Source organism: Pseudomonas brassicae (assembly GCF_010671725.1).
Classification (GTDB): Bacteria; Pseudomonadota; Gammaproteobacteria; order Pseudomonadales; family Pseudomonadaceae; genus Aquipseudomonas; species Aquipseudomonas brassicae.
This window is the reverse complement of record NZ_JAAHBU010000135.1, coordinates 1-23902: the sequence shown is the minus strand read 5'-3', so window position 1 is coordinate 23902 and position 23902 is coordinate 1. Positions and strand designations below refer to the sequence as shown.

Sequence of the window (23902 nt, the reverse complement as noted above, 5' to 3'; positions counted from 1 at the left end):
TTCGACCAGGCCAGGCCCCATATCCCGAATCAGCATGAACGTCCGTTGTCGGAATTGCTCGGTAAGCTGCTTTCTTGGTGGGCTCTGGTGCTCCCTACGTCGCGAAAAAACGCTGAAGATGTTCCCTATCAAAACGTCACCTTAATACCGTTCAAAGAGAGGTATCTTAGCCATGAATGATGTCTCTGTGCCATTACCTCTTGCGCCCCGTGGTAAGGCCGTTACCAATTGGGAATGCGTCATCGCGCGCAGTCATTTTCTCTACAATATGATGAATAAGCGCGCCATTCGGCGGGGTTTATTCGTCTAACGGTTCCCACTGGCTTCAACGATAAGGTGCCCACTAGGTACAAATCGTTTGGGTCTCAAGCATGCGTATCTCAACCCCAGATCTCGCAGTTGTTGCGCTCGACGCAAGAACCGCTCAGTCCATGAAGCTTGGATCCTCCTTGGTGAGCTCACGAAGCAGGCAAGTCCACGGGTCAACCATTTAAGCAAAGATGGCCAGATCACAGCCTAGTCGGCCACATGAATCGCTCAGATCAGTGTCGGGGAGCTTTTTTGCCAGTCATCGTTTCAAGGTGGTAGCTACTGGCAGCCTTAGCAAGCCATTCGGCTTTCTGACGCAGCAACTCAAGCTGCTCAGGGGACCGCCTCTTCGTATTCGCGCATTGCCACCGAAGCTGCTTCCCAGAGAGCCATCTGCTTGCCGATCAATTCATGGTCGCGCTGTGCCATAGGGCATGCTCCTGAGGATTTGTTTTGGTGACGGGGCTCGGTGCCGCATTGGTCGCCGAGTGCTCCTTCAGCATGTTCGATCCGCCGGCCCCAAGAATCGCCATGATGAGTAAGGTCCGTGGGTTCCCCAGTGAGACGCGGATGGTGACGTTCAACTGACGGGGCGATGCTTTCTTCTTCATTCAAATCCTACCTCTAAGCAAAGCAGGGAACGTATGAACGTGCCCTGGCGCAGCGCGGATTCGCTTTGCTTATTGGATTTACAGTTTTGAATTTGAGGGCCTACTCAGCCCCGTTTTGCGTTGATCGATGCCCAGAGGATAGGCCCATTGGGTCGATAGCGGACACTGGCGAACGGCCGCTTTCGACCGATTCTGTTGAAAAATGGGAAATTGCATCTGACTTGACCAAGCGTTTGCATCCCACTTGACCACCTTTTTGCATTCGACTTGACCAGCCATTTGCATCGGATGTGGCCAGCGCACGCGTACGTCTTGACCGGCAGGAATCGACCCAAAGCTACCGTTTGAGAAAAACTAATCGGCTAGAAGCGGTCATCATCAAAAGATGCCCCGCCATCATGAGCTGTCGAGTGCTTGCACCCAGGAGTGGCCTATTGTTTCTGAGGACATTCGCGCAAAACTCGCCTGAGAGCGGCTCGAAGACGGTATACGCCATCCCCTAACCGACCTCGGCGAATAAGCCTCCCTTACACGGCCCTCTGCACACCATTCCCACCACGCGGAAGCAAGCGACCACTGAAGCGCGTACGTCCAGCAACTAGATCTGCACAGATCACCATGAAACCATCAAGTTGTGGCGGGGTGTACTTTGCAGCATCAGGGAACACCGTGCAGATTTGCTCGTAAGTCAGCCCTGCGTCTTGTGACCTTTTGAGGGTGCTGTGAGCCTCCAAAAGCCGTGCTGTGCCGGCAGGGTTGGAAAGAACGTCACCTAGCGTTTTTAATGTCATGAGAAGTCTACCTTTGTTATCGATCACCATTGATCGAGCTCGTGAGTAGCCTAACCAGTAAGCCCCTAGAGGTCGGCATCGGGCGAATCGTGTTGACTCGAATGTTGACTCTCTGCAGGATTTGTGAATGGAAAACAGAGGCGCTGTCCATGAGTAGTATTTCGGGCGTAATCCATCAGGCAATGCCAACCCGTACACGATTACTATCCCAAGAGGAGCTGATCGAGTTTCTACAGATCCAGAAGTTTGATCAGTTGCTAGCGCATCAGTACTGCGTCAGACGCTTTTCCCTTCATTACCCTGACGCCTTTGGCAAGCTGCGAAGCATCCGCTCGCAAATCGAGGCGGTGCTTGCCGAGACAGCGCTCACCAACGAAGGCCGTCTCTTTATCGGGCGAAAGATCACCGCGACCGCCCGCTGCATGCGAATGCTCGCTTGGCGGCGAGCCCATTTATTGGTCGCGAAGGGGGACCAAGCAAAGTTTCGCCAGCTCCTGGAAAGCGAAATCGAACCGGATCCGAAAGAAATCACGTACCCGATTCTGTACCACCTTTCCAACGGGCATCGAGACAGGCTCACTGACATCGTTGCTGAAGGCTGTGAAGCGGTGGCCAAGATACAGGACGAGTTGAACTTCCTCGACTACTACGATCCCTTCTCTTTGACCAACTTAGTAAGCGGCAAAACGATGCTTATTCACTACTTGGCCGCGAAGCATCGTGTGTATTCGGTACGCCCTTGGGCAGAGCGGTTGGGGAGTGATCATTATTGGCTACATACCTTGGAAGCTGAACTTGATGACGAGATGTCCGGGGTCGTTTGTGAGAACGCCTACCTCGCGAACCAGCCGTCGAACGTACGCATATTTGGTCACGATCAGCACAGTATTAGCATCAACGGCGTCGAGTTGAAGAACCATTTGATCCTGGCTGTTCCTACGAACAGGACGCCAACTCACATCGATGCTGCCTTGCGGCATTTCCGCGATGCGCTCAAGGCGGCCAATATCGACATGTGCGGCTGCTATGCGAATGTCAGCAGCCCGGAATACGATAACTCTCTGTTTATGCGCAACTTCGACGAACGCATATTTCTGGTTCGTGAGACCAAGCAGTACCAGAGTCGACTGTGCGGCTTGTGGATATGGGACCTGGTAAGCGGCGGCCTGACCATTACTAAGGCCATGGACAAGCTAATTCCTGAGGCAGAAATGCAAATGAAGAAGCTCGCGCCCGGCGAAACACCGTACGACTCCTCCACCTACAAAAATCTTTACGACCAAGCTGTGAAGCAAATTTCGCCAAAGCCAACGAAGCGGTCGACCGCTCCGCATCTCCGTGATCTGGACCGCTATTTGACATCGGGTGCAGCAATCTTGGGGCGAAGGACATCCGCAGTTCCCGTTGATAATTGACAAATCAGAACTAGGGATACTTGCACATGCTGAAGCGCCCTATATCCGTTGACAACTTTGAGCGTCCGCTTTTGGCCAATAGCTACTTCTCGCGAAAGGGCGTTATCGACCCATTGGGGACACTGAGGCCCTACGCTGAAGTCTAGACAGCTTGTCGCCCTCTAAACGCTCAACCTAGTTGTCAGCGTCCACTGTCGAGCCTAGGAGTTTCTCGGCAAGTCCGCTACCTGTCGTCGCGCTCACTTGCCCCCAAGGTTCGCCCGAGCCCATTGCTCAGCGGTGGTTACTGGAATCGACTGCTGTTCGTTGAAGGTTCCCGATTTAGGCCATGCCACACCTCTGCCCTGTGCAAACACAGGACGGTACTTTTTGATGTGATGGGTAGGGTCTTTTCTCAGCTCATCCATCAGGAACGGAACAGTCCACACGTTAGTTTTGAACGGACGACCCAGCGCATGTTCGAGGATGTTCGCGACTTGTCCATACGACACCGTGTCGCCTGAGAGATAGACAATCTCGTTGCGGAAGCGAGGTTCGAAGAAGACGATTTCCGCCGTGAGAGCGCCGATGTCGTCTGGTGTAGTGAGCGTCACGCTGTTCTCAAGACTGCCGAGAGCGTTAACGGTGTCATTGTCGAAGTCGACGACCTCAAATACGGGCTCGAAAAGGAAGCTGGTGAACATGCCCGTCGAGATAATGACCCATTCAGTTTTGTCTTGCGCACGAAGCGCCTCGCGTACATCGACCTGATCAAGACAAGCGCAGAGTTGGAGGCGTAGAACACCCATCCTAGGGGACCTCCCAAGAGGGGCAATTTTATAAGCTGTACAGCGCTCAATGCCGCGTCGTTTCTGGCCGCGACAGTTTTAATTCTCTAGTGCATCAGTTTGATCGGGCGTTTTGGTCGATTGCGACGGTTTTGCGCTTCCTCTCCAAGAGGCCGCAGGCCGCGAATAACGTGACCTTCTCGCGACAGTTTTAATTCTCTAAAACCATGGGTGCGCGTAGCCGTTCACCAACAAGGCCGTCCCCTGCAAGCGCAGGGGCCGGCCTTTATCGTTGCAACCCGCCTTACTCCGCGCTGGCGTGCACCTTGGCCAGCGTCTCGTCCAGCTCGTCGATCTGCCCCGGTGCTTCGGTAACCACACTGAAGTCGGTCACTTCAATCGCCCCCAGGCCATGCCCCAACAAGTGGAACGAAAACGCCTTGCGTGACTCGGTGTTGTCGAAGCTGAAGTCCATTTCCAGCGGCTGATCCGGGGTGACCAGCATCTCTTCGGTGGGCAACCCCACCAACACTTCCTGTTCGAATTCCTTGGCCTTGAGCACGATGTAGGCGTCCTGTTGCGGGTCGGCCGAACGCACCGTCAGGCGCACCCGCGTCTGTGAGCCCTTGGGCATCTCCAGGTACTGCGCGCCGATCAGGTTGTCGGCCCAGTCGTCCTTGATCTCGGGCTGCAGCGGGATCACCGTTGCGCTGCCGAACTGGTAGTGCTGGTTCAGCGGCGAGCCCATCACGGACTGGTCGAGCGCACTGGCCCGTGCCTGTACCTGACGTGCCCGCTGACCACGGAATCGATCGACCAGGGTGGCGCGTTCGGCAATGAACCCCGCACTGGTATAGGCGCGACAGCGTTGCTGGAAGTCGCACTCGGTAAAGGTGCCGTTGCCATCGTGGTAGCGCAGCTTGCCGTTGGTGAACGACATGATCTCGCGCCCGCTCGGGTAGTCGCGCAGCAACGAGCGCCCGCTCAGGCTGTTGGGGATCGGGAAGCCAAAGTAGTCGAGCACCGAGGCGGTCAGGTCGACATGGCCATACACGCCGGTTTTCACTTGGGGCAGTTGCGCCTGCTCAGGCGCCAGCAGCAGGTTGAAACCCCACGAGGAGGCCAGGCGCACGCCGTCGATGCCATGGGACTCGTCGGAGGTGATCACCACCAGCGTGTCCTTCAGCACGCCCTGGCGCTCAAGGCCAGCAAGGAAGTTATCCACAGCATCGTCCAGGTAGGCCACGGCGGCCTGCTTGGGGGTGTCGAAGCGGTCCAGGTAGTCCTGCGGTGCGGAATAGGGCTGGTGGGTGCCCACGGTCAGCAGTGTGAGCATCCACGGGTCGCGACCTTCTGCAGTTGCCCGACGTAGTCCAGCGCGCCTTCGAAGAACGCTCGGTCGTCCTTGCCCCACGGGAACTCCAGGTAATTCGGGTTCTTGAACCAGTCCAGGCCCAGGGTGGTATCAAAGCCGATGTGCGGCATGATCTTGTCCTTGGCCATGAAGCGCAGGCCCGCACCTTGCAGGTAGTGCGTGCTGAAGCCGTGCTCGCGCAGCTGCGCCGGCAGGCATTGCTGGTTGCGCTGGTTCTGCGTGAGCATCTCGACGCCCTTGGGCGTGCCGTTGTCGAGTTTGTCGTAGTCGCCACACAGCATGGCGTACAGGCCGCGGATGGTCTGGTGGGTATGCAGGACATAGTCGGGGGTATTCATGCCGCGCTCGGCCCAGGCACTGAGCTTGGGCATCAGCTGTTCCTGATAGGCGCTGTTCAAGCTGCGCCGGTTGATGTCCAGGTAGGCGCCCGGAATACCCTCAAGCGCGATCACCAGCACGTTGCGCGCGCTGCCCGGGGCCTGCAGCAACGCACGGCCCTCCAGGTCCAGCCGCGTCAGGCCCTGCATGGCCACCGGCGGATCGACCAGGTCACCCTCCAGCCAGTCTTCGATACCGGCCTGGCCCTCGCCCAGGCGGCCGCCATCAGTTGATGGGGCAGGTTGAACACCTGCCATTCGTCTGCCTCGCTGGGTTGCACGGCCTGGATACCGGCGTGCAGCAGCAGGCACGCCGCCGGTAGGGCCCAGGCCCGCCGCGGCAGCGCTCTGGGTTTTGCCCCACGGGCCGCCCACAGGCTCGCCAGCCAAAGCAGCAGGCCCAGCCCGAGGGCCGCCGCGAACCCGGTGTTGGCAAAACTGCCGCCGGCCGAGTTTTCCAGAAACTGCGTATCGGTGAGGTAATGCAGGTCGGCGGGGGTCGGCAGCCTGCCGACCGCAGCCACCAGTTCGGCGCTGGCCAGGTTCAGCATGGCCCATGCCAGCAGTATGGGGAGCGCCAGCCACCACGGGCGGCGATACAGCAGCACGACCAAGGCCCCGCCCACGGCCAGGTCCGACAGATAGCCCAGGGGGTCGAACCAGCCCTGGACCAGGCGCATGCCGATTGGCACGCACAGCAAGAGCCCGACAAGGGCGGCGAGGGAGGCGCGAGGGTGCTGTAACCAGCGATAAAAGAGTTTCACGGCAGCCGGGCATCATCAAATCGTCATGGAGATGTGGGTGATGGTACCAAGTGCAGCTCTGCTCCACAGCCTTTGGCAATAAGTGGACACCCACTTTTCTGGCTTGGGTCAATGTCAGTTCGGCCCGGATGGCTTACTGTCTTGGGTTCCTGCCACTCTTTTCAAGGATGAAAGTGCAATGCAGTCATTGGATCGCCATTACGATATCCAGCCTTTGCCGCTGGGAGATCTGACCATCGAACTCAACGGCCAGCCGGTGCACGTCGCGCCGGGGGAGACGGTGCTCAACGTGCTGAATGCGGTGGGCCTGCGCCAGGTGGCGCGCAACGATCACGGTCAACTGACCGGGGCGTTCTGCAGTATGGGCGTGTGCCACTGCTGCCTGGTCTCGATCAACGGTCGGCCCAAGCGGCGTGCCTGCCAGACCATCGTCAAGCCAGGCATGCAGGTCGAGACCGGGATCAACCGCTTTGACGTGGAGGGCGCCGAATGAGCCTGCGTCCAGTCATTGTCGGGGGCGGCTCGGCCGGCATGGCGGCCGCCATCGAACTGGCCCGCCATGGTATCGGCAGCGTGCTGCTGGATGAAGCCTCGCGTCTGGGCGGCGTGGTGTACCGCGGCCCGCTGCGCAGCGGTGTCGACCTGGGTTACCTGGGCAAGCGCTACGCCACCGCGTTGAACCGCCTGCATGAAGAATTCGCAGCGTGCGCCGCACAGGTCGAGGTGCGCCTGGAAACCCGCGTGGTGGGCGGGGAGGGCGCCGAGCGGCTGATGGTACTGGACGCCGACGAGCGCCTGCACGAGGTCGAGTTCAGCCATCTGGTGCTGTCGGCCGGCTGCCATGAGCGCAATGTGCCGTTCCCCGGCTGGACCCTGCCCGGCGTGATGCTGCTGGGCGGTTTGCAACTGCAGATCAAGAGCGGCGTGGTCAAGCCATTGGGCACCACGCTCATCGCCGGCACCGGGCCACTGCTGCCGCTGGTGGCGTGCCAGCTGCATGCGGCCGGGGTGAAGGTGGAAGGGGTGTATGAAGCCTGCGCCTTCGGCAAGATTGCCAAGGAAAGCCTGGCGCTGCTGAACAAGCCGCAGCTGTTTCTCGATGGCCTGAGCATGCTCGGCTACCTGAAACTCAACGGCATCCCGATGAATTATGGTTGGGGCGTGGTGGGGGCCAGCGGTGATACCGAGCTTGCCGAGGTGCGCCTTGCGCCGTACGACGACAACTGGCAGCCGGACCTGAGCCGGGTACAGCGGGTAGCGGCGCAAACCCTGGCGGTCGGCTACGGGTTTATCCCGCGCACCCAGCTCAGCCAGCAGATGGGCCTGGCCCACGGCTTCAGTGCAGACGGCTACCTGCGCGCCGAGTGCAATGTATGGCAGCAGAGCAGCGTGCCGCACATTCACCTGGCCGGGGATATGGGCGGGATTCGCGGCGGCGAGGCGGCCATGCTGACCGGCCGCATTGCCGCCGTATCGATCCTGCACCAGGCCCAGATCATCAGCGCCGAGCAGGCGCTTGAACTGCGCGAGCGCTACCTGGGCAAACTGGCGGCGATCAAGCGCTTTCGCGCCGGCGTGGACCGTTACACCTTGCGCGGTGCCGAACAGGTCGCGCTGCCCGCTGCGGACACCTTGATCTGCCGCTGCGAGCACGTGACCGCGCGGATATCGATCGCGCCCTCGAGCAGGGCGTCGAGGACATGGCCGGCTTGAAGATGCGCACCCGCGTAAGCATGGGCGACTGTCAGGGGCGCATGTGCGTGGGCTACTGCAATGACCGCCTGCGCCAGGCCACCGGGCGTGCGGACGTGGGCTGGCTGCGCCCGCGCTTCCCGATCGACCCGATACCTTTCTCTGCATTCCAGCACCTCGGCACGGAAGCCTGAACATGAACAGAACCTATGATGTGGTGATCGCCGGTGGTGGCGTGATCGGCGCCTCCTGCGCCTACCAGCTGTCCAAGCGGCATAACCTGAAGATTGCGCTGATCGACGCCAAGCGCCCCGGCAACGCCACGCGGGCCTCGGCCGGTGGGCTGTGGGCCATTGGTGAGTCGGTGGGCCTGGGCTGCGGGGTGATCTTCTTTCGCATGATGTCGCAAAAGCACAAGCGCGAAGCCCACGGTGCAGCTGTGGCGGTCGATGCCAGCACGCCGCATATCCTGCCCCAGTCGTTCTTCGACTTTGCCCTGCAATCCAATGCGCTGTACCCCGGTTTGCACCAGGAACTGATGGAGCGCCATGGCATGGATTTCAAGTTTGAGCGCACCGGGCTCAAGTATGTGATCTATGACGACGAAGACCGCCTGTATGCCGAGCATATCGTGGCGCAGATTCCGCACCTGGCCGACCAGGTGCGCTGGCTTGACCGCGACGCCCTGCGCAAGGCGGAGCCCGCAGTCAGCCATCATGCCCACGGTGCGCTGGAGTTCCTCTGCGATCACCAGGTCAGCCCGTTCCGCCTGGCCGATGCCTATACCGAGGGTGCACGGCAGAATGGCGTCGACCTGTTCCTCAATACCAACGTCACCGGTGTGCTGCACCAGGGCGAGCGCGTCATCGGGGTCAAGACCGACGTCGAAGGGGAGTTCCACTGCCAGACCCTGATCAACGCCGGCGGCGCCTGGGCCGCCGAGTTGAGCGAGCAGGCCAGCGGCCTGCGCATCCCGGTCAAGCCGGTAAAGGGCCAGATCCTGCTCACCGAACGCATGCCCAAGCTGCTGCAGGGCTGCCTGACCACCGCCGATTGCTACATGGCGCAAAAGGACAATGGCGAGATCCTGATCGGCAGCACCACCGAGGACAAAGGCTTCGACGTCACCACCACCTACCCGGAAATCAACGGCTTGGTGCAGGGCGCGGTGCGCTGTGTTCCGGCGCTGGCGCAGATCAACCTCAAGCGCAGCTGGGCAGGCCTGCGCCCAGGCTCGCCGGACGAGTTGCCGATTCTGGGCCCGGTACAGGGTGTGACGGGCTACCTGAACGCATGTGGGCATTTCCGCACCGGCATCCTCACTTCGGCAATCACCGGCGTGCTGATCGACAAGGTGTTGCATGAGGAGGCGCTGCCCCTGGACCTGACGCCGTTTCTGGCGGATCGCTTCGTGACGGCGCACGCGGCCCAGGTGTAGCCGCCCGCCGGCCCTCGGTGTCGAGCGCGGCGGTAGGCCGGTCAGATCTGCATGGCCATGCCTTCGACGTTCATCGCCGCCTGGCGCAGCGCCTCGGAACGGGTCGGGTGCGGGTGGCAGGTGAGCGCGATGTCTTCGGCCGAGGCCGAGAACTCCATGGCCACGCAGTATTCGCCGATCATCTCGCTGACGCTCGGGCCCACCAGGTGCACGCCGAGTACTTCGTCGGTTTCGGCGTCGGCCAGGACCTTGGCGAAACCTTCGGTCTCGTGGTTGATCTTGGCGCGGCTGTTGGCCATGAACGGAAATTTGCCGACCTTGTAGGCACGCCCCTCGGCCTTAAGCTGCTCTTCGGTCTTGCCCACGCTGGCCAGTTCCGGACGGGTGTAGATCACCCCCGGGATCAGCCCGTAGTTCACCTCGTGGGCCTTGCCGTGGATGCGCTCGATACAGGCAATGGCTTCGTCTTCGGCCTTGTGCGCGAGCATCGGGCCCGAGGTGACGTCACCGATCACCCACACACCCGGCACGCTGGTGCGATGGCCCTGGTTTTCGAGCATGCCGCGCTTGTCGGTGTGCAAGCCCACGCTCTCCAGCCCCAGCCCCTGGGTGTAGGGGCGACGACCGATGGCGACCAGCACGTAATCGGCTTCCAGTGTTTCGGCGCTGCCGCCGGCAGCCGGCTCCAAGGTCAGGTTCACGCGGTCGGCCGACGGCGTGGCCTGGGTCACCTTGCTGCCCAGCTTGAACGTCATGCCTTGCTTGGCCAGTGAGCGTTGCAGGGTCTTGGCGGTTTCTTCGTCGGTGCCGGGGCAGATGCGGTCCAGGTACTCGACCACGGTGACCTGGCTGCCGAGGCGACGCCATACCGAACCGAGCTCCAGGCCAATCACGCCCGCGCCGATCACTACCAGGTGGCGGGGCACGACGGGCAGGGCAAGCGCACCGGTGGAGTCGATGATGCGCTGGTTGTCGATGTGCACCCCTGGCAGCGGGGTAGGCTCGGAGCCGGTGGCAATGACGATGTCCTTGGCTTGCAGTTCGGTGACCGCACCCTGGTCGTCCGTCACCTTGACCTTGCCCACGCCATCAAGCTGGCCCCAGCCCTTGATCCAGTCGACCTTGTTCTTGCGAAACAGGAACTCGATGCCCTTGGTCAGGCCGGCAACGCTGTCGTCCTTCTGTTTCATCATCTGCGCCAGGTTGAGGCTCGGCTTGACCTCGATACCAAGGTTGGCGAACTCGCTGCCGGCGGCCGCTTCATACAGCTCGGAGGCATGCAGCAGTGCCTTGGACGGCATGCAGCCGACGTTCAGGCAAGTGCCGCCCAGGGTGGCGCGGCCTTCTACGCAGGCGACGCTCAGGCCCAGTTGACCGGCGCGGATGGCAGCGTTGTAGCCGCCTGGCCCGCCACCGATGATCACGACATCATAGGCTTTCATTGTTGTACTCCCGGATGAAGAATCGACAATGGCGCCAAGATTAGTCTGCCGCTTTGAAGGTTGTATACAATTTATCGCACTACCTTTCTGGCAGGTGTGCGCCTGCGACCATGCTCTGGCCAGGCTGAAAGATTCCGTGGATGGGCTACCCTTTTTCGCAGTAGTCCGAGAAAAAACGGGAGACTCCTTTCATGCTTGCGCAACTTCCACCTGCTCTGCAAAGCCTGCAGTTGCCCTTGCGACTCAAGCTTTGGGACGGTCACGAGTTCGATCTGGGGCCCCGGCCGCAGGTCACCATCGTGGTCAACGACCCCCAGTTGATCAGCCAGTTGATGCACCCCAGCCTGGATGAGCTGGGCGCGGCGTTCGTCGAAGGCAAACTGGAGCTTGAGGGCACCATCGGCGCAGTGATCCGTGTGTGCGACGAGCTCAGCCAGGCCCTGCTCAAGGATGAGGAAGACGACCAGCCCGTGCGCCGCGAGCACGACAAGGCCACCGACGCAGCCGCCATTTCCTACCACTACGACCTTTCCAATGCGTTCTACCAGTTGTGGCTGGACCGGGACATGGCTTACTCCTGCGCCTACTTCAAGCAGGTGGGCGATACCCTTGAGCAGGCCCAGCAGAACAAGTTCGAGCACCTGTGCCGCAAGCTGCGCTTGCAGCAGGGCGACTACCTGCTGGACGTCGGGTGCGGCTGGGGCGGGTTGTCACGCTACGCCGCGCGGGCGTTTGGCGCCAAGGTGTTGGGCATTACCCTGAGCAAGGAGCAGCTCAAGCTGGCGCGCAAACGGGTCAAGGCCGAGGGCCTGCAAAGCCAGGTCGAGCTGCAGATTCTCGATTACCGCGACCTGCCGCAGGACGGGCGTTTCGACAAGGTGGTGAGCGTGGGCATGTTCGAGCATGTGGGGCATGCCAACCTTGCGTTGTACTGCCAGCGGCTGTTTGGCGCGGTGCGTGAGGGCGGCCTGGTGATGAACCATGGCATCACCGCCAAGCACGTCGATGGCAGGCCGGTCGGCCGTGGGGCGGGTAATTTCATCGAGCGCTATGTGTTCCCGCATGGCGAACTGCCGCACCTGGCGATGATCAGCGCGAGCATCAGTCAGGCAGGCCTGGAAGTCGTCGATGTAGAGAGCTTGCGTCTGCACTACGCGCGCACCCTGGGGCTGTGGAGCGACCGCCTGGAAAGCCAGCTCGACAAGGCTGCGGCACTGGTGCCGGAGCGGGCACTGCGCATCTGGCGCCTGTACCTGGCCGGTTGCTCGTATGCCTTTACCAAGGGCTGGATCAACCTGCACCAGATCCTGGCGGTCAAACCCTATGCCGATGGCAGCCATGATTTGCCACTGACCCGCGACGACCTCTATCGCTAGCGCATTCAGAGGATCGGCGAAATCAGCCGGGCGATCCGCATCCCCAACTGCTGCAGGCGATGGGTATCGAGGGTGTCGTCGGCGGTGATTTCCCGTGACCTGTCGAAGTCCTGGTTGAGCATCTGCTCGACCTGGTCGGCGAAGCTGCGGTCGACGGTCAGCAGCATGATCTCGAAGTTGAGGCGAAATGAACGGTTGTCCAGGTTGGCGCTGCCGATGGCGCTGACCTCGTTGTCGATCAGCACCACTTTCTGATGCAGGAACCCTGGCCCGTAGCGGAACATGCGAATGCCTGCGCGTACCGCGTCGAAGGCGAACAGGCTGGAGGCAGCGAAGACGATGCGATGGTCGGGGCGTGAGGGGATCAGGATGCGCACATCCACGCCGCGCAATACTGCCAGGCGCAGTGCGGCAAACACGGCTTCGTCGGGAATGAAATACGGGCTGGTGATCCATACGCGCTCGCGTGCGGCATGAATGGCTTCGACGAAAAACAGCGAGCAGGTTTCCTGCGGGTCGGCCGGGCCGGTGGCCAGCACCTGGCAGAGCACGCCATCGTCGGGGTAGGTGTCGGGCAGGATCAAGGGTGGCAGCTGGCGTGCGGCCCAGAACCAGTCTTCGGCAAACGACTCCTGCAGGCATGCCAGCACCGGGCCGCTGACCTGTACATGGGTGTCGCGCCAGGGTGACAGGCGTGGGTTGCCGCCCAGGTATTCGTCACCCACGTTGTGCCCGCCGAGAAACCCCTGCAGGCCGTCGACCACCACAATCTTGCGGTGGTTGCGAAAGTTGACCTGGAAGCGGTTGAACCAGCCACGGCGTGTGGCGAAGGCGCGAATGTTGACGCCGCCCTCGCGCAGCGCCTGGACATAGGCCGAGGGCAGGGCGTGGCTGCCGACGCTGTCGAACAGCACGTAGATGTTCACCCCCGCGGCGGCCTTGCGCAGCAGCAGGTGCTTGAGCTCACGTCCGAGGCCATCGTCATGGATGATGAAAAACTGGATCAGCACGGTATCGGTGGCGCCCTCGATGGCCTTGAAGATCGCATCGAAGGTGGCTTGGCCATCGATCAGCAGGCTGACCTGATTGTTGGCCAGGCAGGGCATGCGCCCCAGCCTGGGCATGGCGCGCAGTGCCGCATAGGATTCGCAGTTGCGTGCTGCCAGCGCTTCCTCGACCCACGGGCGCCAGTTGAGGTCGGCCATCGCCACGTGCATTTCACGGTTGGCCTGGCGACGTGCCTTGATGTAGGCGTCAAAGGTGCGGCTGCCAAACACCAGGTACGGGATCAGGGTGAAGTAGGGGATGAACAGCAAGGACATGGCCCAGGCAATCGCGCCTTGAGCGGTGCGCACGGTGAACACTGCATGGAGGGCCGCGATGATGCCCAGCAGGTGAACCACACCGATCAGGTAACCGAAGAAGTAGGGGCTGTGATAATCCATACACGTCCTGCTGTCCGAGGGCATTGCCTGCTAACAGAGCATGTTCGTGACTGCCCTTGCAACCGAAAGCGTAAAAACGCGTCTAACCTGTGTTCCGGCTTGGGGCCGGATTTTGGAGGAACCACTACATGAATATTCGTCTGCCGATGCTGGCGCTGGTGCTGGGCCTGTCGAGCCCCCTGGTGCAGGCGCAGATGCTGCAACCGGGCCTATGGGAGCTGACTACCAGCGACATGCAGGTCGATGGCAAGCCGCTGCCGGACATGGCCTTCATGCTCGGCCAACTGAAGAATCTGCCGCCCGAGCAGCGCGCCATGATCGAAGGCGGCCTGGCCAAGCAAGGCATCAGTGTGGCTGGCAAGGGCGTGCGTTCGTGCCTGACCCCGCAGCAGGTGCAGACCGATGACATCCCGCTGCAGGACCCGCAGTCGGGCTGCACGCAAAAGATCACTGAGCGAAACGGCAATGTGTGGAAATTCACCTTCAGTTGCCCCAAGGCGCAAGGCAATGGTGAAGCGACCTTTCTCAGTGACCGCGAGTTCAGCACCAAGGTCAACGGCACGTTCAATGCCTCGGGCGTTCAGCAGCAGGGCAGCATGAACACCCGCGCAGTGTGGCTGGGCAGTGACTGCGGCGCCGTCAAACCGCGTACCTAAGCCACAGACCAGCGCCATTCGCTGTGGGCGACAGCATCGTGGGCATGCAGGCTCTCTGCATGCTCTACACGCAGGGCAAAGCCGGCGAGCCAGGGTAGTTGCTTCAACGCCAGGTTCAGCCGCCGCGCTGCATCTTCACAGAACATCAGGTTCTGCCCATTGGCCAAGGCAAACGCCTGTTCGTCGGCACGTTTCACTGCAGTCTGGACTGCCGTGCCCAACGCGCCTTCACAGTGATCGATCAGCTCGCGTATCGGCAAGGCTGCTTGCCCTTGGCTCAGGCGCACCTGTAGTGACGCAGTACTGCGCTGGCTATGCGGTGTGGCGACGATGCCTTCTGCGCTGCCCAGCCACTGGGCGAGCGCTTGATGATCGAGGCTGCGACCCGCGAAGTCAGCGAGAAACTGCTGCTGAATCAACTGCCGAGCGAGTGCGGCGGAGCAGGGGCAGGTGGAGGAATAGTCAAGTTGCGCATTTAGTTCACGTGGAACATTGCGTTTTTCAGGTGCGCCTTGATACCGATCGGATACGCCTTCCAACCGGCCAGCGGGCTGATCAGTGCCTCGCGTTTGAGCAGTACTTCGAACCGCAGGTTGAGGTAGGCACTGGCCGACAAGCCTTGGTGGCTGCTGAGGAACGCTTCAAGCACGCTGCGCAGCAACGCGACCGAAAACGGCGCGTGTTCGAACGCTTCCAGCGCCAGGTACAAGCGCGACATATGGATGCCCCGCGACGTTCCGTCATCCAGACTGACGCCCGCATCGGCGTGCGCAGTGACGCGCGTGCCCTCGACATGCAGTGGCAGGGCGATGCCACACATTCCCACCCAGTCCAATGGCAGGGATTGCTGAGCGGATTGCGCGGCGATATCGGGCAGGCTGGTCATGGCGGTCATGGAAGAACCATCGTCAAAGAAAATGATACGTTACAACATAACAATTGTGATTCCACGGCTTTTTTCAATTCGTCACTGGCAGCCGCCCAATCGATTGCAGCGCAGGCTGAAGCGTTGGCCACTGGAACTCGATACCCGGTTCTGGGTGGTCCAGCCTACGCGTCGGCTGTAGCCCACCCACGCTTCTCCGTCACTGGCCAGGCCGGTGTAGAAGGTCAATGGCCCGTAGCGGCTGTTGGTCTGCACCCAACGACGTTGCCCCTGCACCTCGAAGCCACGCATGAACTGGGTACTGCCCTGGCTGTGCACGCTATAGGCGTTGCCGTCACGGTCGGTGCAGGCCAGCAGGTTGGCACTGCGGGTGCACTGTGCGGGCTCGCTGCGCGGCATGGCGGCGTGGGCGAGGCCAAACGGGGTGAGCAGCAGCGCGAACACGATGAGCTGTTTCATCAAGACTCCACTGGCTAATTTGCAAAGTTATAATATAACATTGTGAACAGCATCGTTCGAATGCACTCGCCGCCCTGATGAGGTACCTGCGCCATGATCGACCGTCTTCCTGTCACTGTGCTGTCCGGCTTTCTGGGTGCCGGCAAAAGCACCTTGCTCAACCATGTGCTGCGTAACCGCGACAACCTGCGGGTAGCGGTGATCGTCAACGACATGAGCGAGATCAATATCGACGCCAGCGAGGTGCAGCGCAACGTCAGCCTCAACCGCGCCGAAGAGAAACTGGTGGAGATGAGCAACGGCTGCATCTGCTGCACCTTGCGCGAAGACCTGCTCGAAGAGGTGGCGCGGTTGGCCCGCGAAGGGCGCTTCGACTACCTGCTGATCGAGTCCACCGGCATCTCCGAACCCTTGCCGGTGGCCGAGACCTTTACCTTTCGCGATGAGCAGGGCCGCAGCCTGGCCGATCAGGCGCGCCTGGACACCATGGTGACCGTGGTCGACGGGCTGAATTTCCTGCGTGACTATCAGGCTGCCGATAGCCTGGCATCCCGTGGCGAGACCCTCGGCGAGGACGACGTGCGTTCGATCAGTGACCTGCTGATCGAGCAGGTCGAGTTCGCGACGTGATCCTGCTCAGCAAGATCGACCTCATCAGCAGCCATGAGCGTGAGGAACTGACGGCCATTCTGCGCTCGCTCAATGCCCAGGCGCGTATCGTGCCGATGGTGATGGGGCAGGTGGCGCTGGAGCAGATCCTCAACACCGGGTTGTTCGACTTCGACCGGGCAGCGCAGGCCCCCGGCTGGTTGCAGGAACTGCGTGGCACGCATGTACCGGAAACCGAGGAATACGGTATCAAAGCCAGCACCTGGCAGGCACGCCGGCCGCTGCACCCACAGCGCTTCCATGACTTTATCCACCGGCCGTGGGTGAACGGGCGATTGCTGCGCTCCAAGGGCTTTTTCTGGCTGGCGAGCAAGCACCGGGATGCGGGAAGCTGGTCCCAGGCCGGTGGCATGATGCGTCATGGCTTCGCCGGGCGCTGGTGGCGTTTTGTACCGCGCGGGCAATGGCCGCAAGATCAGCAGAGCACCGCAGCGATCCTCCAGCACTGGACTGCCGAGTGTGGTGACTGCCGCCAGGAACTGGTGTTCATCGGCCAGCACCTCGACGTTGCGCGCCTGGACGCGGAGTTGCGCGCTTGCCTGCTGACCGATGCCGAGATGGCGCTGGGTGCCGAGCAATGGAGCAGGCTGCCTGACCCGTTTGGCGACTGGCACGACGAGGAGGCCGCCTGATGCCGGCGCTGAAGCGTCGGGGCCTGGCCCGGCAGGTACTGGGTGAGTCGCCTCAGGTACTCACCGAGGTGTTGCAGGACGACGTGAACATGGCGGTGTGGCAGCGCCGCCTGCCTGCCCACATCGAGGATTTCGCCCGTGTGCTGCTCTCACTCGGGCAGCCCTTGGGCGAGTCGCTCACCTTGGAACTGGGCGCTGACGGCGAGGTGGCGCCACTGCACAGCCTGGCCGCTGGCTACGCTGACCTGCAGGGCCATGCCGGCTTTATCGCCGATGTGACCTGGCTGGTTGGCGCCTACGCCTGCCTGCTTGATGCACGACGGGTGGGCCTGCGCCTGCAGGTACTGGACGGTGCCATGTGCCCGCGGTTTCACGTCGACCATGTGCCGTTGCGATTGATCACGACCTATGCCGGGCCTGCCAGCGAGTGGCTGGCCGCAGCGGGCGCGAGCGAGGTGCGGCAACTGGCGAGCGCAGACGTGGCGCTGCTCAAGGGCGAGAAATGGCTGGGCAATGAAGGCGCCGGCCTGGTCCATCGCTCGCCACAACTGCCTGACGGGCAGCGCCGATTGATCCTGACGCTTGACTGGATGGCCTGAGCGCGCAGGATAGTGCGCAACCTTCCAGATGAAATACCGAGCATGCTGCAGAACATTGCCACCCATGTGATTGCCGGCCCGTTGGGTGCTGGCAAGACCAGCCTGCTGCGCCAACTGCTGGCCCAGCGCCCGGCAGATGAGCGCTGGGCGGTGCTGATCAACGAGTTCGGCCAGATCGGCCTGGATGCCGCGCTGCTGGCGACAGACCAAGACGGCGTGGCCATGGGCGAAGTGGCAGGCGGGTGCCTGTGCTGCGTGAACGGTGCGCCGTTCCAGGTCGGCCTGGCCAGGCTGCTGCGCAAGGCGCAGCCGCACCGGCTGTTTATCGAACCCTCGGGGTTGGGCCATCCGGCGCAGTTGCTGGCGCAGTTGCGCAAGGCCCCGTGGCTGGGCGTGCTGGCGCTGCAGCCTGCCGTGCTGGTGCTGGACGCGCCAGCGCTGGCGGCAGGCCAGGCGTTGCCCGAGGCTCAGGCCCACGCGCTGCACAGTGCGGGCTTGCTGGTACTCAACAAGGCGAAGGGCGTAACGCCCGACAAACGCCTGTGGATAACCTCGCGGTTGCCTGATCTGCCGGTATGCTGGACCGATCATGGTGCTATCGGCCTGGAAGACCTGCCAGTGTCGAACGTGCCCGCCGAGCCTGTGGGTAACGTGCCACTGCTGCCGGATGGCCCTGAATCGCCGGGCGTGGTGTGGCCTGACCCGACCCAGCCAATCTGCAGTTATCAACAGCTGGAAGCGGGATGGAGCATTGGCTGGCGTTGGCATCCGCGCCAGCAGCTCGACCCCGAGCGCTTGCAGCGCTGGCTGGGCGGGCTGGGTTGGCGCCGGGCCAAGATGGTTATCCACAGCCCGCAGGGGTGGCGCTCGGCGAACGCACTGGACGGTCAGGCACTGGAGTGGCAAGCCAGTGAATGGCGAAGGGATTCGCGTATCGAGCTGATTTATCCACAGGCGCAGGCTGTGCACAGGTTAGAGCAGGGGATGCGTGCCTGCACAATGGCCTAGCGCCTGTGCAGCCGTGCGCTGGCAAGCCAGCTCCAGCAGCTGTCACTGACGCCAGCGATTGTGCTCCTGGCGCCACTGGTTCATCTCGATCACGTTGCCACCCTGCACCGGCGGCTTGATCTCGAACGGGTAGGGCGCCAATTCGATCTGCATCGTGTGCGCGCCAAACTGGGTAACGCTGCCGGGGTGACGATGTTCGCCAGTGACGGTGAATTCGAAGTTGTACACACGCGCCAGGCGCTTGCGGCCATTGGCGTCACGCACAAAACCGATGCGCTTGAGCGCCACGTTGCCGTCCAGCAGTTCGAGGTCGAGCTTGGCGCAATGCTGCTTGACCCGCTCCAGTGCCTTTTCACGCAATCCATGGTTATGCCACAGCCAGGCGCCCAGGGTGGCCAGCAGCATCAGCACCAGAAGGTTTTCGAGGGTTAACATCTACGTTTGCTCCAACCAGATAGCCCCAGCTTAACTGCCACCCCGGTCTGTCGTACAGGTGGCATTTGGCGCCATACTGCGCCCCTTGTTTTTCATTCGAACGTTTGGACGCCCTGCATGAAACGCACACCGCATCTGCTCGCCATCCAGTCCCACGTGGTATTCGGCCACGCCGGCAACAGCGCCGCGGTGTTTCCGATGCAACGGGTGGGGGTCAATGTCTGGCCGCTGAACACCGTTCAGTTCTCCAACCACACTCAGTATGGCCAGTGGACGGGGGAAGTGCTTGCGCCAGCGCAAATTCCTGCACTGGTGGACGGGATTGCGACGATCGGCGAGTTGGGCAATTGCGATGCGGTGTTGTCCGGTTACCTGGGCAGCGCGGCGCAAGGGCGTGCAATTCTCAGCGGTGTCGCCCGGATCAAGGCGGCCAACCCCAAGGCGCTGTACCTGTGCGACCCGGTCATGGGGCATCCGCAGAAGGGCTGCAGCGTGCCAGCCGAAGTCAGCGATTTCCTGCTCGACGAGGCGCTGGCGGTGGCCGACGTGCTGTGTCCCAACCAGTTGGAGCTGGACAGCTTCTGCGGGCGCCAGGCCGCATCCCTCGACGACTGCGTGAGCATGGCGCGCACGCTGCTGGCGCGCGGGCCCAAGGCCGTGCTGGTCAAGCATCTGGTGTATCCGGGCCGCCACCCCGAAGATTTTGAAATGCTGCTGGTGACCAGCGAAGGCAGCTGGCACCTGCGCCGCCCGCTGCTGGCCTTCCCGCGCCAGCCGGTGGGCGTGGGCGATCTGACCTCCGGGCTGTTCCTGGCACGCGTGCTATTGGGTGACAGCTGGCTGGCCGCATTCGAGTTCACGGCTGCGGCGGTGCATGAAGTACTGCTCGAAACCCAGGCCTGCACCAGCTATGAACTGGAGCTGGTGCGTGCCCAGGACCGCATCGTGCACCCGCGGGTGCGCTTCGAGGCGCAGCGGCTGGCGGGCTAGAACGCGTCGCCCTTGAGCTCCTGGTAGCGCTTTTCCAGCTCCTGGCGGATCAGGCGGCGTTGCTTGCCCTGCACGAAGCGGCGTTTCTCTTCGCTGGTCTCCGGCTGGCGTGGCGGCACGGCGACCGGCTTGCGGTCGTCATCCACGGCCACCATGGTGAAGAAGCAGCTGTTGCTGTGGCGCACCGAGCGCTCGCGAATGTTCTCGGTGACCACCTTGATGCCGACCTCCATCGAGGTGTTGCCGGTGTAGTTCACCGACGCCAGGAACGTTACCAGTTCGCCGACATGCACCGGCTCGCGGAACACCACCTGGTCGACCGAGAGGGTCACTACATAGCGCCCGGCGTAGCGGCTGGCGCAGGCATAGGCGACCTCGTCGAGGTACTTGAGCAGGGTGCCGCCGTGTACGTTGCCAGAAAAGTTGGCCATGTCCGGGGTCATCAGGACGGTCATCGACAGCTGGGCGTTTCCAGGTTCCATAGTGTGCTCACGGTAAGGTTGCGCTGAGGCGGGGTGGCGAGTGGTGGTCACGCTTCTTTCCCCAATTTCGAATCCCATCAAAAACGGGACGCTGACAGCGCCTTTGCCGTCACGCCGTTCGTGCCATCTTTGGCGCGGGAACGGTCGATCTGTTTCTTGATATTACACTGCCTTTGCGACGCCGGTGCCGGTGTTAACCTGACGGGGCCCATGCAATGTGGGCCTGGCGTCATTTAAAAGACTAATTCCCCTGTGGCTCAACGACACGAACGTTATTGAGTGAGGGTCTGTTCTTCGGTTCGAAGTAAGGAGCTCTACGCCGTGCATGCCATCAGCTTTATTCAGGATCTGGCGGTGATCATGCTGGTTGCCGGTGTGGTTACCATCCTGTTTCACCGTTTCAAGCAGCCGGTGGTGCTCGGCTATATCGTCGCCGGTTTCATCATCGGGCCGCACACCCCGCCGTTCGGCCTGATCCACGACGAAGACACGATCAAGACCCTGGCCGAGCTCGGGGTGATCTTCCTGATGTTCTGCCTGGGCCTGGAGTTCAGCCTGCGCAAGCTGTTCAAGGTCGGTGCCACGGCCTTCATCGCCGCGTTCCTGGAAATCGTGCTGATGATCTGGATCGGCTTCGAGATCGGCCGCTGGTTCGAGTGGAGCACCATGACTCGCTGTTCCTGGGGGCGATCCTGGCCATCTCGTCCACCACCATCATCGTCAAGGCGCTCAATGACCTGAAGATGAAGAACGAGCGTTTCGCCCAGCTCATTTTCGGCGTGCTGATCGTTGAGGACATTCTCGGCATCGGCATCATCGCCTTGCTTTCGGGCATCGCCGTGAGCGGTTCGGTCAGCTCCGGTGAAGTGTTCTCCACGGTCGGCAAGCTGTCGTTGTTCATGATCGTCGCGCTGGTGGTCGGCATCCTGCTGGTGCCGCGCCTGCTGGCCTACGTGGCCAAGTTCGAAAGCAACGAGATGCTGCTGATCACCGTGCTGGGCCTGTGCTTCGGCTTCTGCCTGCTGGTGGTCAAGCTGGAGTACAGCATGGTGCTGGGGGCCTTCCTGATCGGTGCGATCATGGCCGAGTCGCGCCAGTTGCTGAAGATCGAGCAACTGATCGAACCGGTGCGCGACCTGTTCAGCGCCATTTTCTTCGTGGCCATCGGCCTGATGATCGACCCCAACGTGCTCATCGAGTACATCTGGCCGATCGTGGTGATCACCATTGCCGTGGTGCTGGGCAAGATGCTCTCGTGCGGCATGGGTGCGTTCATTGCCGGCAACGACGGGCGTACCTCGCTGCGGGTGGGCATGGGGCTTTCGCAGATCGGCGAATTCTCGTTCATCATCGCGGCACTGGGCATGACCCTGCAGGTCACCAGCGACTTCCTGTACCCGGTGGCAGTGGCAGTGTCGGCCATCACCACCTTGCTCACCCCGTACCTGATTCGTGCCGCCGACCCGCTGTCGCTCAAGCTGGCCAGTGTGGTGCCCAAACGCCTGTCGCGGGTGCTGTCGCTGTACGGCGAGTGGCTGCGCAGCATCAGCCGCAAGGCGAGGGCGCGATGCTGGCGGCGATGATCCGGCGCATCCTGCTGCAGGTCGGGGTCAACCTGGCGCTGGTGGTGGCGATCTTCTTCAGCGGCGGCTATTTCGCGGCCCGTATCGGTGAGTACCTGAGCCAGTGGCTGCCTGACGTGGCCCAGCAGAAGGCGCTGATCTGGGGCGCGGCGCTGTTGCTGTCGCTGCCGTTCCTGATTGCCGCGTATCGCAAGCTCAAGGCCCTGTCGATGCTGCTGGCTGAAATGGGGGTCAAGCCGGAGATGGCCGGGCGCCATACCCAGCGGGTACGGCGGGTGATTGCCGAAGTGATCCCGCTGTTGTCGCTACTGGTGATCTTCCTGCTGCTGTCGGCACTGTCGGCGAGCATCCTGCCCACCAGCGAGTTGCTGCTACTGATTGCGGTGGTGGCCGCCGGTGTGGTGGCGGTGCTGTGGCGCTGGTTCATCCGGGTGCACACACGCATGCAGATTGCCCTGCTGGAAACCCTCGACAACCAAAAGGAGCATCACCACTAGGGCGCACAGCGCAGGGGCTGGTCGCGCCATTGTGCCCAGGCCTGCGCCCAGCCGTCGGCGTGGGTCACACCGGGCAGGCGCACTACCTCGACACACGGCGCCGGCCCCAATGCTGTGCGGTAGTGCTCGTACAGCGACGCCGGCACGCTGCGGTCCGCCAGGCCGAGCAGGTGACGTTGCGGCACCGGGCGCAGTTGCTGGCGATAGTCCAGCGGCTCAAGCGAGCCGGCCAGCGGTGTGAGTTGCAGCTCGCGTGCCCATTGCCGCGGGCTGAGGTTGCCGGCCAGGGTCTGCACCAGTGCAACGTCATCGCGCCGAGCGGCCAGCAGCAAGGCCAGCGCACCCCCGCCGGAATAACCGATCAGCTCGAACTCCTGGTTGCCATAGCGCTGGCGGATACGGCTCAGGGCCTGGTCGAGGCTGTCCAGTACCGCTTTGCCGAAGCGCTGGTCGGTCCATACCGCAGCGCGGCACCCCGGCGCACTGACGAACTGGCAGGGGCGGGCCAGGTAAAGGCTTGGCTGTGGGTCCTGCAGCGCCAGGCGTACCAGCAACAGGTTATGCGGGCTCGGGTCGAGGCTGGGTTGCGAGGCGGTGGCCCAGGCGTGGCCGTCACCTTCCAGGTACACGCGCAGGCGCTTGCCCGCAGGCAGGTGCGACGGGACGCTCAGGGCCAGCGGGAAAGGTTGGGTGGGCTGGATCTCGACGCGATGGCCGTTGGCCTGGCTAAGCGCCTGCAGCTGCGTCAGTGGCGCCTGGCAGCCAGCGCCAAGCCCAAGGCCGAGCAGTAGCAGCAATCTGGAAAAAGTCGGCATCGGGGCCCCGGCATGAAAGGTTGCGTTCCTGCGCGTGCGGGTCGTATGTCCGAGGGGATGGAGCGGTAGCGACGCCGCCACGCACAGGAAGGCGTGGCGATTCTACGAACATTGATGGCTCATGGCCATTAGTTTTGTCCGACAAAATACGCGATCAGCTTTCCAGCCATACGTCACGTGCCCAGTGCCACACCGATTCCCAGGTTTCTTCAGTGACCAGCTCTTCTTCGGCCGACCACAACACCACGGTACCGTCTTCTTCGACGCAGTAGTAATCGTCGCCATCCTGGCAGATAGGAATCAGCGAGCGGTCCACGCCGGCATCCCAGGCGTTGGCCGCGACGTCGGGCAGGTAGGTGTGCGATTGCGGGTCGGTGACGGTTACCGGC

18 protein-coding genes and 6 pseudogenes are annotated in these 23902 nt (G+C 62.0%); 12 read left to right on the top strand and 12 right to left on the bottom strand.

Going from position 1 to position 23902, the window contains the following annotated elements:
- On the top strand, positions 1–180 hold a 180-nt coding region (locus tag G3436_RS27550; protein ID WP_243667105.1), incomplete at its 5' end, for a hypothetical protein.
- Between the two features lie 533 nt (positions 181–713).
- Here G3436_RS27550 and G3436_RS11140 read toward each other — a convergent pair.
- Together G3436_RS11140 and G3436_RS11135 are read right to left on the bottom strand one after the other, a co-directional pair.
- Positions 714–920 (bottom strand): hypothetical protein, encoded by a 207-nt coding sequence (locus tag G3436_RS11140; protein ID WP_163944748.1) that lies wholly within the window; start codon positions 918–920, stop codon positions 714–716.
- Between the two features lie 527 nt (positions 921–1447).
- Complete coding sequence (locus G3436_RS11135) at positions 1448–1741, bottom strand: hypothetical protein (protein ID WP_163944745.1); 294 nt, start codon at positions 1739–1741, stop codon at positions 1448–1450.
- Between the two features lie 119 nt (positions 1742–1860).
- On the opposite strand from G3436_RS11135, the gene G3436_RS11130 reads away from it, so the two are divergent.
- Complete coding sequence (locus G3436_RS11130; RefSeq protein ID WP_163944742.1) at positions 1861–3126, top strand: hypothetical protein; 1266 nt, start codon at positions 1861–1863, stop codon at positions 3124–3126.
- A 239-nt stretch (positions 3127–3365) separates the two neighbouring features.
- Here the strand turns inward: G3436_RS11130 and G3436_RS11125 are convergent.
- Both G3436_RS11125 and G3436_RS11120 read right to left on the bottom strand, forming a co-directional pair.
- Positions 3366–3875, bottom strand: a pseudogene (locus G3436_RS11125) (Rossmann-fold NAD(P)-binding domain-containing protein); the annotation flags it as partial.
- Between the two features lie 322 nt (positions 3876–4197).
- Positions 4198–6409: pseudogene (locus G3436_RS11120) on the bottom strand (LTA synthase family protein).
- A 178-nt stretch (positions 6410–6587) separates the two neighbouring features.
- Between G3436_RS11120 and hcnA the strand changes: the two are divergent.
- The 3 genes and pseudogenes from hcnA (at position 6588) to hcnC (ending at position 9539) form a co-directional block, all read left to right on the top strand.
- The gene (gene hcnA, locus G3436_RS11115; protein WP_163944738.1) at positions 6588–6902 is read left to right on the top strand and encodes a cyanide-forming glycine dehydrogenase subunit HcnA; all 315 of its coding nucleotides are present in this window, start codon (positions 6588–6590) and stop codon (positions 6900–6902) included.
- A pseudogene (gene hcnB, locus G3436_RS11110) lies at positions 6899–8295 on the top strand (cyanide-forming glycine dehydrogenase subunit HcnB). The gene hcnA and the pseudogene hcnB overlap by 4 nt, the downstream one beginning before the upstream one ends.
- 2 nt (positions 8296–8297) lie before the next feature.
- Positions 8298–9539, top strand: coding sequence for a cyanide-forming glycine dehydrogenase subunit HcnC (gene hcnC / locus G3436_RS11105; RefSeq protein ID WP_163944735.1), 1242 nt, complete (start codon positions 8298–8300; stop codon positions 9537–9539).
- A gap of 41 nt (positions 9540–9580) precedes the next feature.
- Here the strand turns inward: hcnC and lpdA are convergent, their stop codons facing one another.
- On the bottom strand, positions 9581–10981 hold the full coding sequence (lpdA, locus tag G3436_RS11100) for a dihydrolipoyl dehydrogenase (protein WP_163944732.1): 1401 nt from the start codon (positions 10979–10981) through the stop codon (positions 9581–9583).
- A gap of 191 nt (positions 10982–11172) precedes the next feature.
- Here lpdA and cfaB point away from each other — a divergent pair, with 191 nt between their 5' ends.
- Positions 11173–12357, top strand: a complete 1185-nt coding sequence (gene cfaB / locus G3436_RS11095; RefSeq protein WP_163944730.1) for a C17 cyclopropane fatty acid synthase CfaB — start codon at positions 11173–11175, stop codon at positions 12355–12357.
- 5 nt (positions 12358–12362) lie between these two features.
- Here cfaB and cls read toward each other — a convergent pair whose 3' ends face one another.
- Positions 12363–13802 carry a cardiolipin synthase gene (gene cls, locus G3436_RS11090; protein WP_163944727.1) on the bottom strand — a complete coding sequence of 480 codons (1440 nt, stop codon included), beginning with the start codon at positions 13800–13802 and terminating at the stop codon, positions 12363–12365.
- 128 nt (positions 13803–13930) lie between these two features.
- On the opposite strand from cls, the gene G3436_RS11085 reads away from it, so the two are divergent.
- Complete coding sequence (locus tag G3436_RS11085) at positions 13931–14458, top strand: DUF3617 domain-containing protein (RefSeq protein ID WP_163944724.1); 528 nt, start codon at positions 13931–13933, stop codon at positions 14456–14458.
- Here the strand turns inward: G3436_RS11085 and folE2 are convergent.
- Both folE2 and G3436_RS11075 read right to left on the bottom strand, forming a co-directional pair.
- Positions 14455–15353: pseudogene (gene folE2, locus G3436_RS11080) on the bottom strand (GTP cyclohydrolase FolE2). The gene G3436_RS11085 and the pseudogene folE2 sit on opposite strands and share 4 nt — an antisense overlap.
- A 72-nt stretch (positions 15354–15425) precedes the next feature.
- Positions 15426–15803, bottom strand: coding sequence for a glutamine synthetase (locus G3436_RS11075; protein ID WP_163944721.1), 378 nt, complete (start codon positions 15801–15803; stop codon positions 15426–15428).
- Between the two features lie 93 nt (positions 15804–15896).
- Here G3436_RS11075 and zigA point away from each other — a divergent pair.
- The 3 genes and pseudogenes from zigA (at position 15897) to G3436_RS11060 (ending at position 18711) form a co-directional block, all read left to right on the top strand.
- Positions 15897–17104, top strand: a pseudogene (gene zigA, locus G3436_RS11070) (zinc metallochaperone GTPase ZigA).
- The gene (locus G3436_RS11065) at positions 17104–17703 is read left to right on the top strand and encodes a DUF1826 domain-containing protein (RefSeq protein WP_163944719.1); all 600 of its coding nucleotides are present in this window, start codon (positions 17104–17106) and stop codon (positions 17701–17703) included. Before zigA ends, G3436_RS11065 begins: the two are co-directional and overlap by 1 nt.
- Before the next feature lie 42 nt (positions 17704–17745).
- The gene (locus tag G3436_RS11060) at positions 17746–18711 is read left to right on the top strand and encodes a CobW family GTP-binding protein (RefSeq protein WP_163944716.1); all 966 of its coding nucleotides are present in this window, start codon (positions 17746–17748) and stop codon (positions 18709–18711) included.
- 42 nt (positions 18712–18753) lie between these two features.
- Here the strand turns inward: G3436_RS11060 and G3436_RS11055 are convergent, their stop codons facing one another.
- A complete protein-coding gene (locus G3436_RS11055) occupies positions 18754–19146 on the bottom strand; it encodes a DUF3301 domain-containing protein (protein ID WP_163944713.1) in 393 nt (130 codons plus the stop codon).
- Between the two features lie 117 nt (positions 19147–19263).
- On the opposite strand from G3436_RS11055, the gene pdxY reads away from it, so the two are divergent.
- A complete protein-coding gene (gene pdxY / locus G3436_RS11050; protein ID WP_163944711.1) occupies positions 19264–20136 on the top strand; it encodes a pyridoxal kinase PdxY in 873 nt (290 codons plus the stop codon).
- Here pdxY and G3436_RS11045 read toward each other — a convergent pair.
- Positions 20133–20618 (bottom strand): acyl-CoA thioesterase, encoded by a 486-nt coding sequence (locus G3436_RS11045; protein WP_043861517.1) that lies wholly within the window; start codon positions 20616–20618, stop codon positions 20133–20135. The genes pdxY and G3436_RS11045 overlap by 4 nt on opposite strands.
- Positions 20619–20939: 321 nt before the next feature.
- On the opposite strand from G3436_RS11045, the pseudogene G3436_RS11040 reads away from it, so the two are divergent.
- Positions 20940–22698 (top strand): annotated as a pseudogene (locus G3436_RS11040) (cation:proton antiporter).
- On the opposite strand, the gene G3436_RS11035 reads toward G3436_RS11040, so the two are convergent.
- Together G3436_RS11035 and G3436_RS11030 are read right to left on the bottom strand one after the other, a co-directional pair.
- Entirely contained in the window at positions 22695–23513 is an 819-nt protein-coding gene (locus G3436_RS11035; protein ID WP_163944707.1) for an alpha/beta hydrolase, read from the bottom strand. The pseudogene G3436_RS11040 and the gene G3436_RS11035 sit on opposite strands and share 4 nt — an antisense overlap.
- Positions 23514–23667: 154 nt before the next feature.
- On the bottom strand, positions 23668–23902 hold a 235-nt coding region (locus tag G3436_RS11030; protein WP_163944704.1), incomplete at its 5' end, for an SMI1/KNR4 family protein.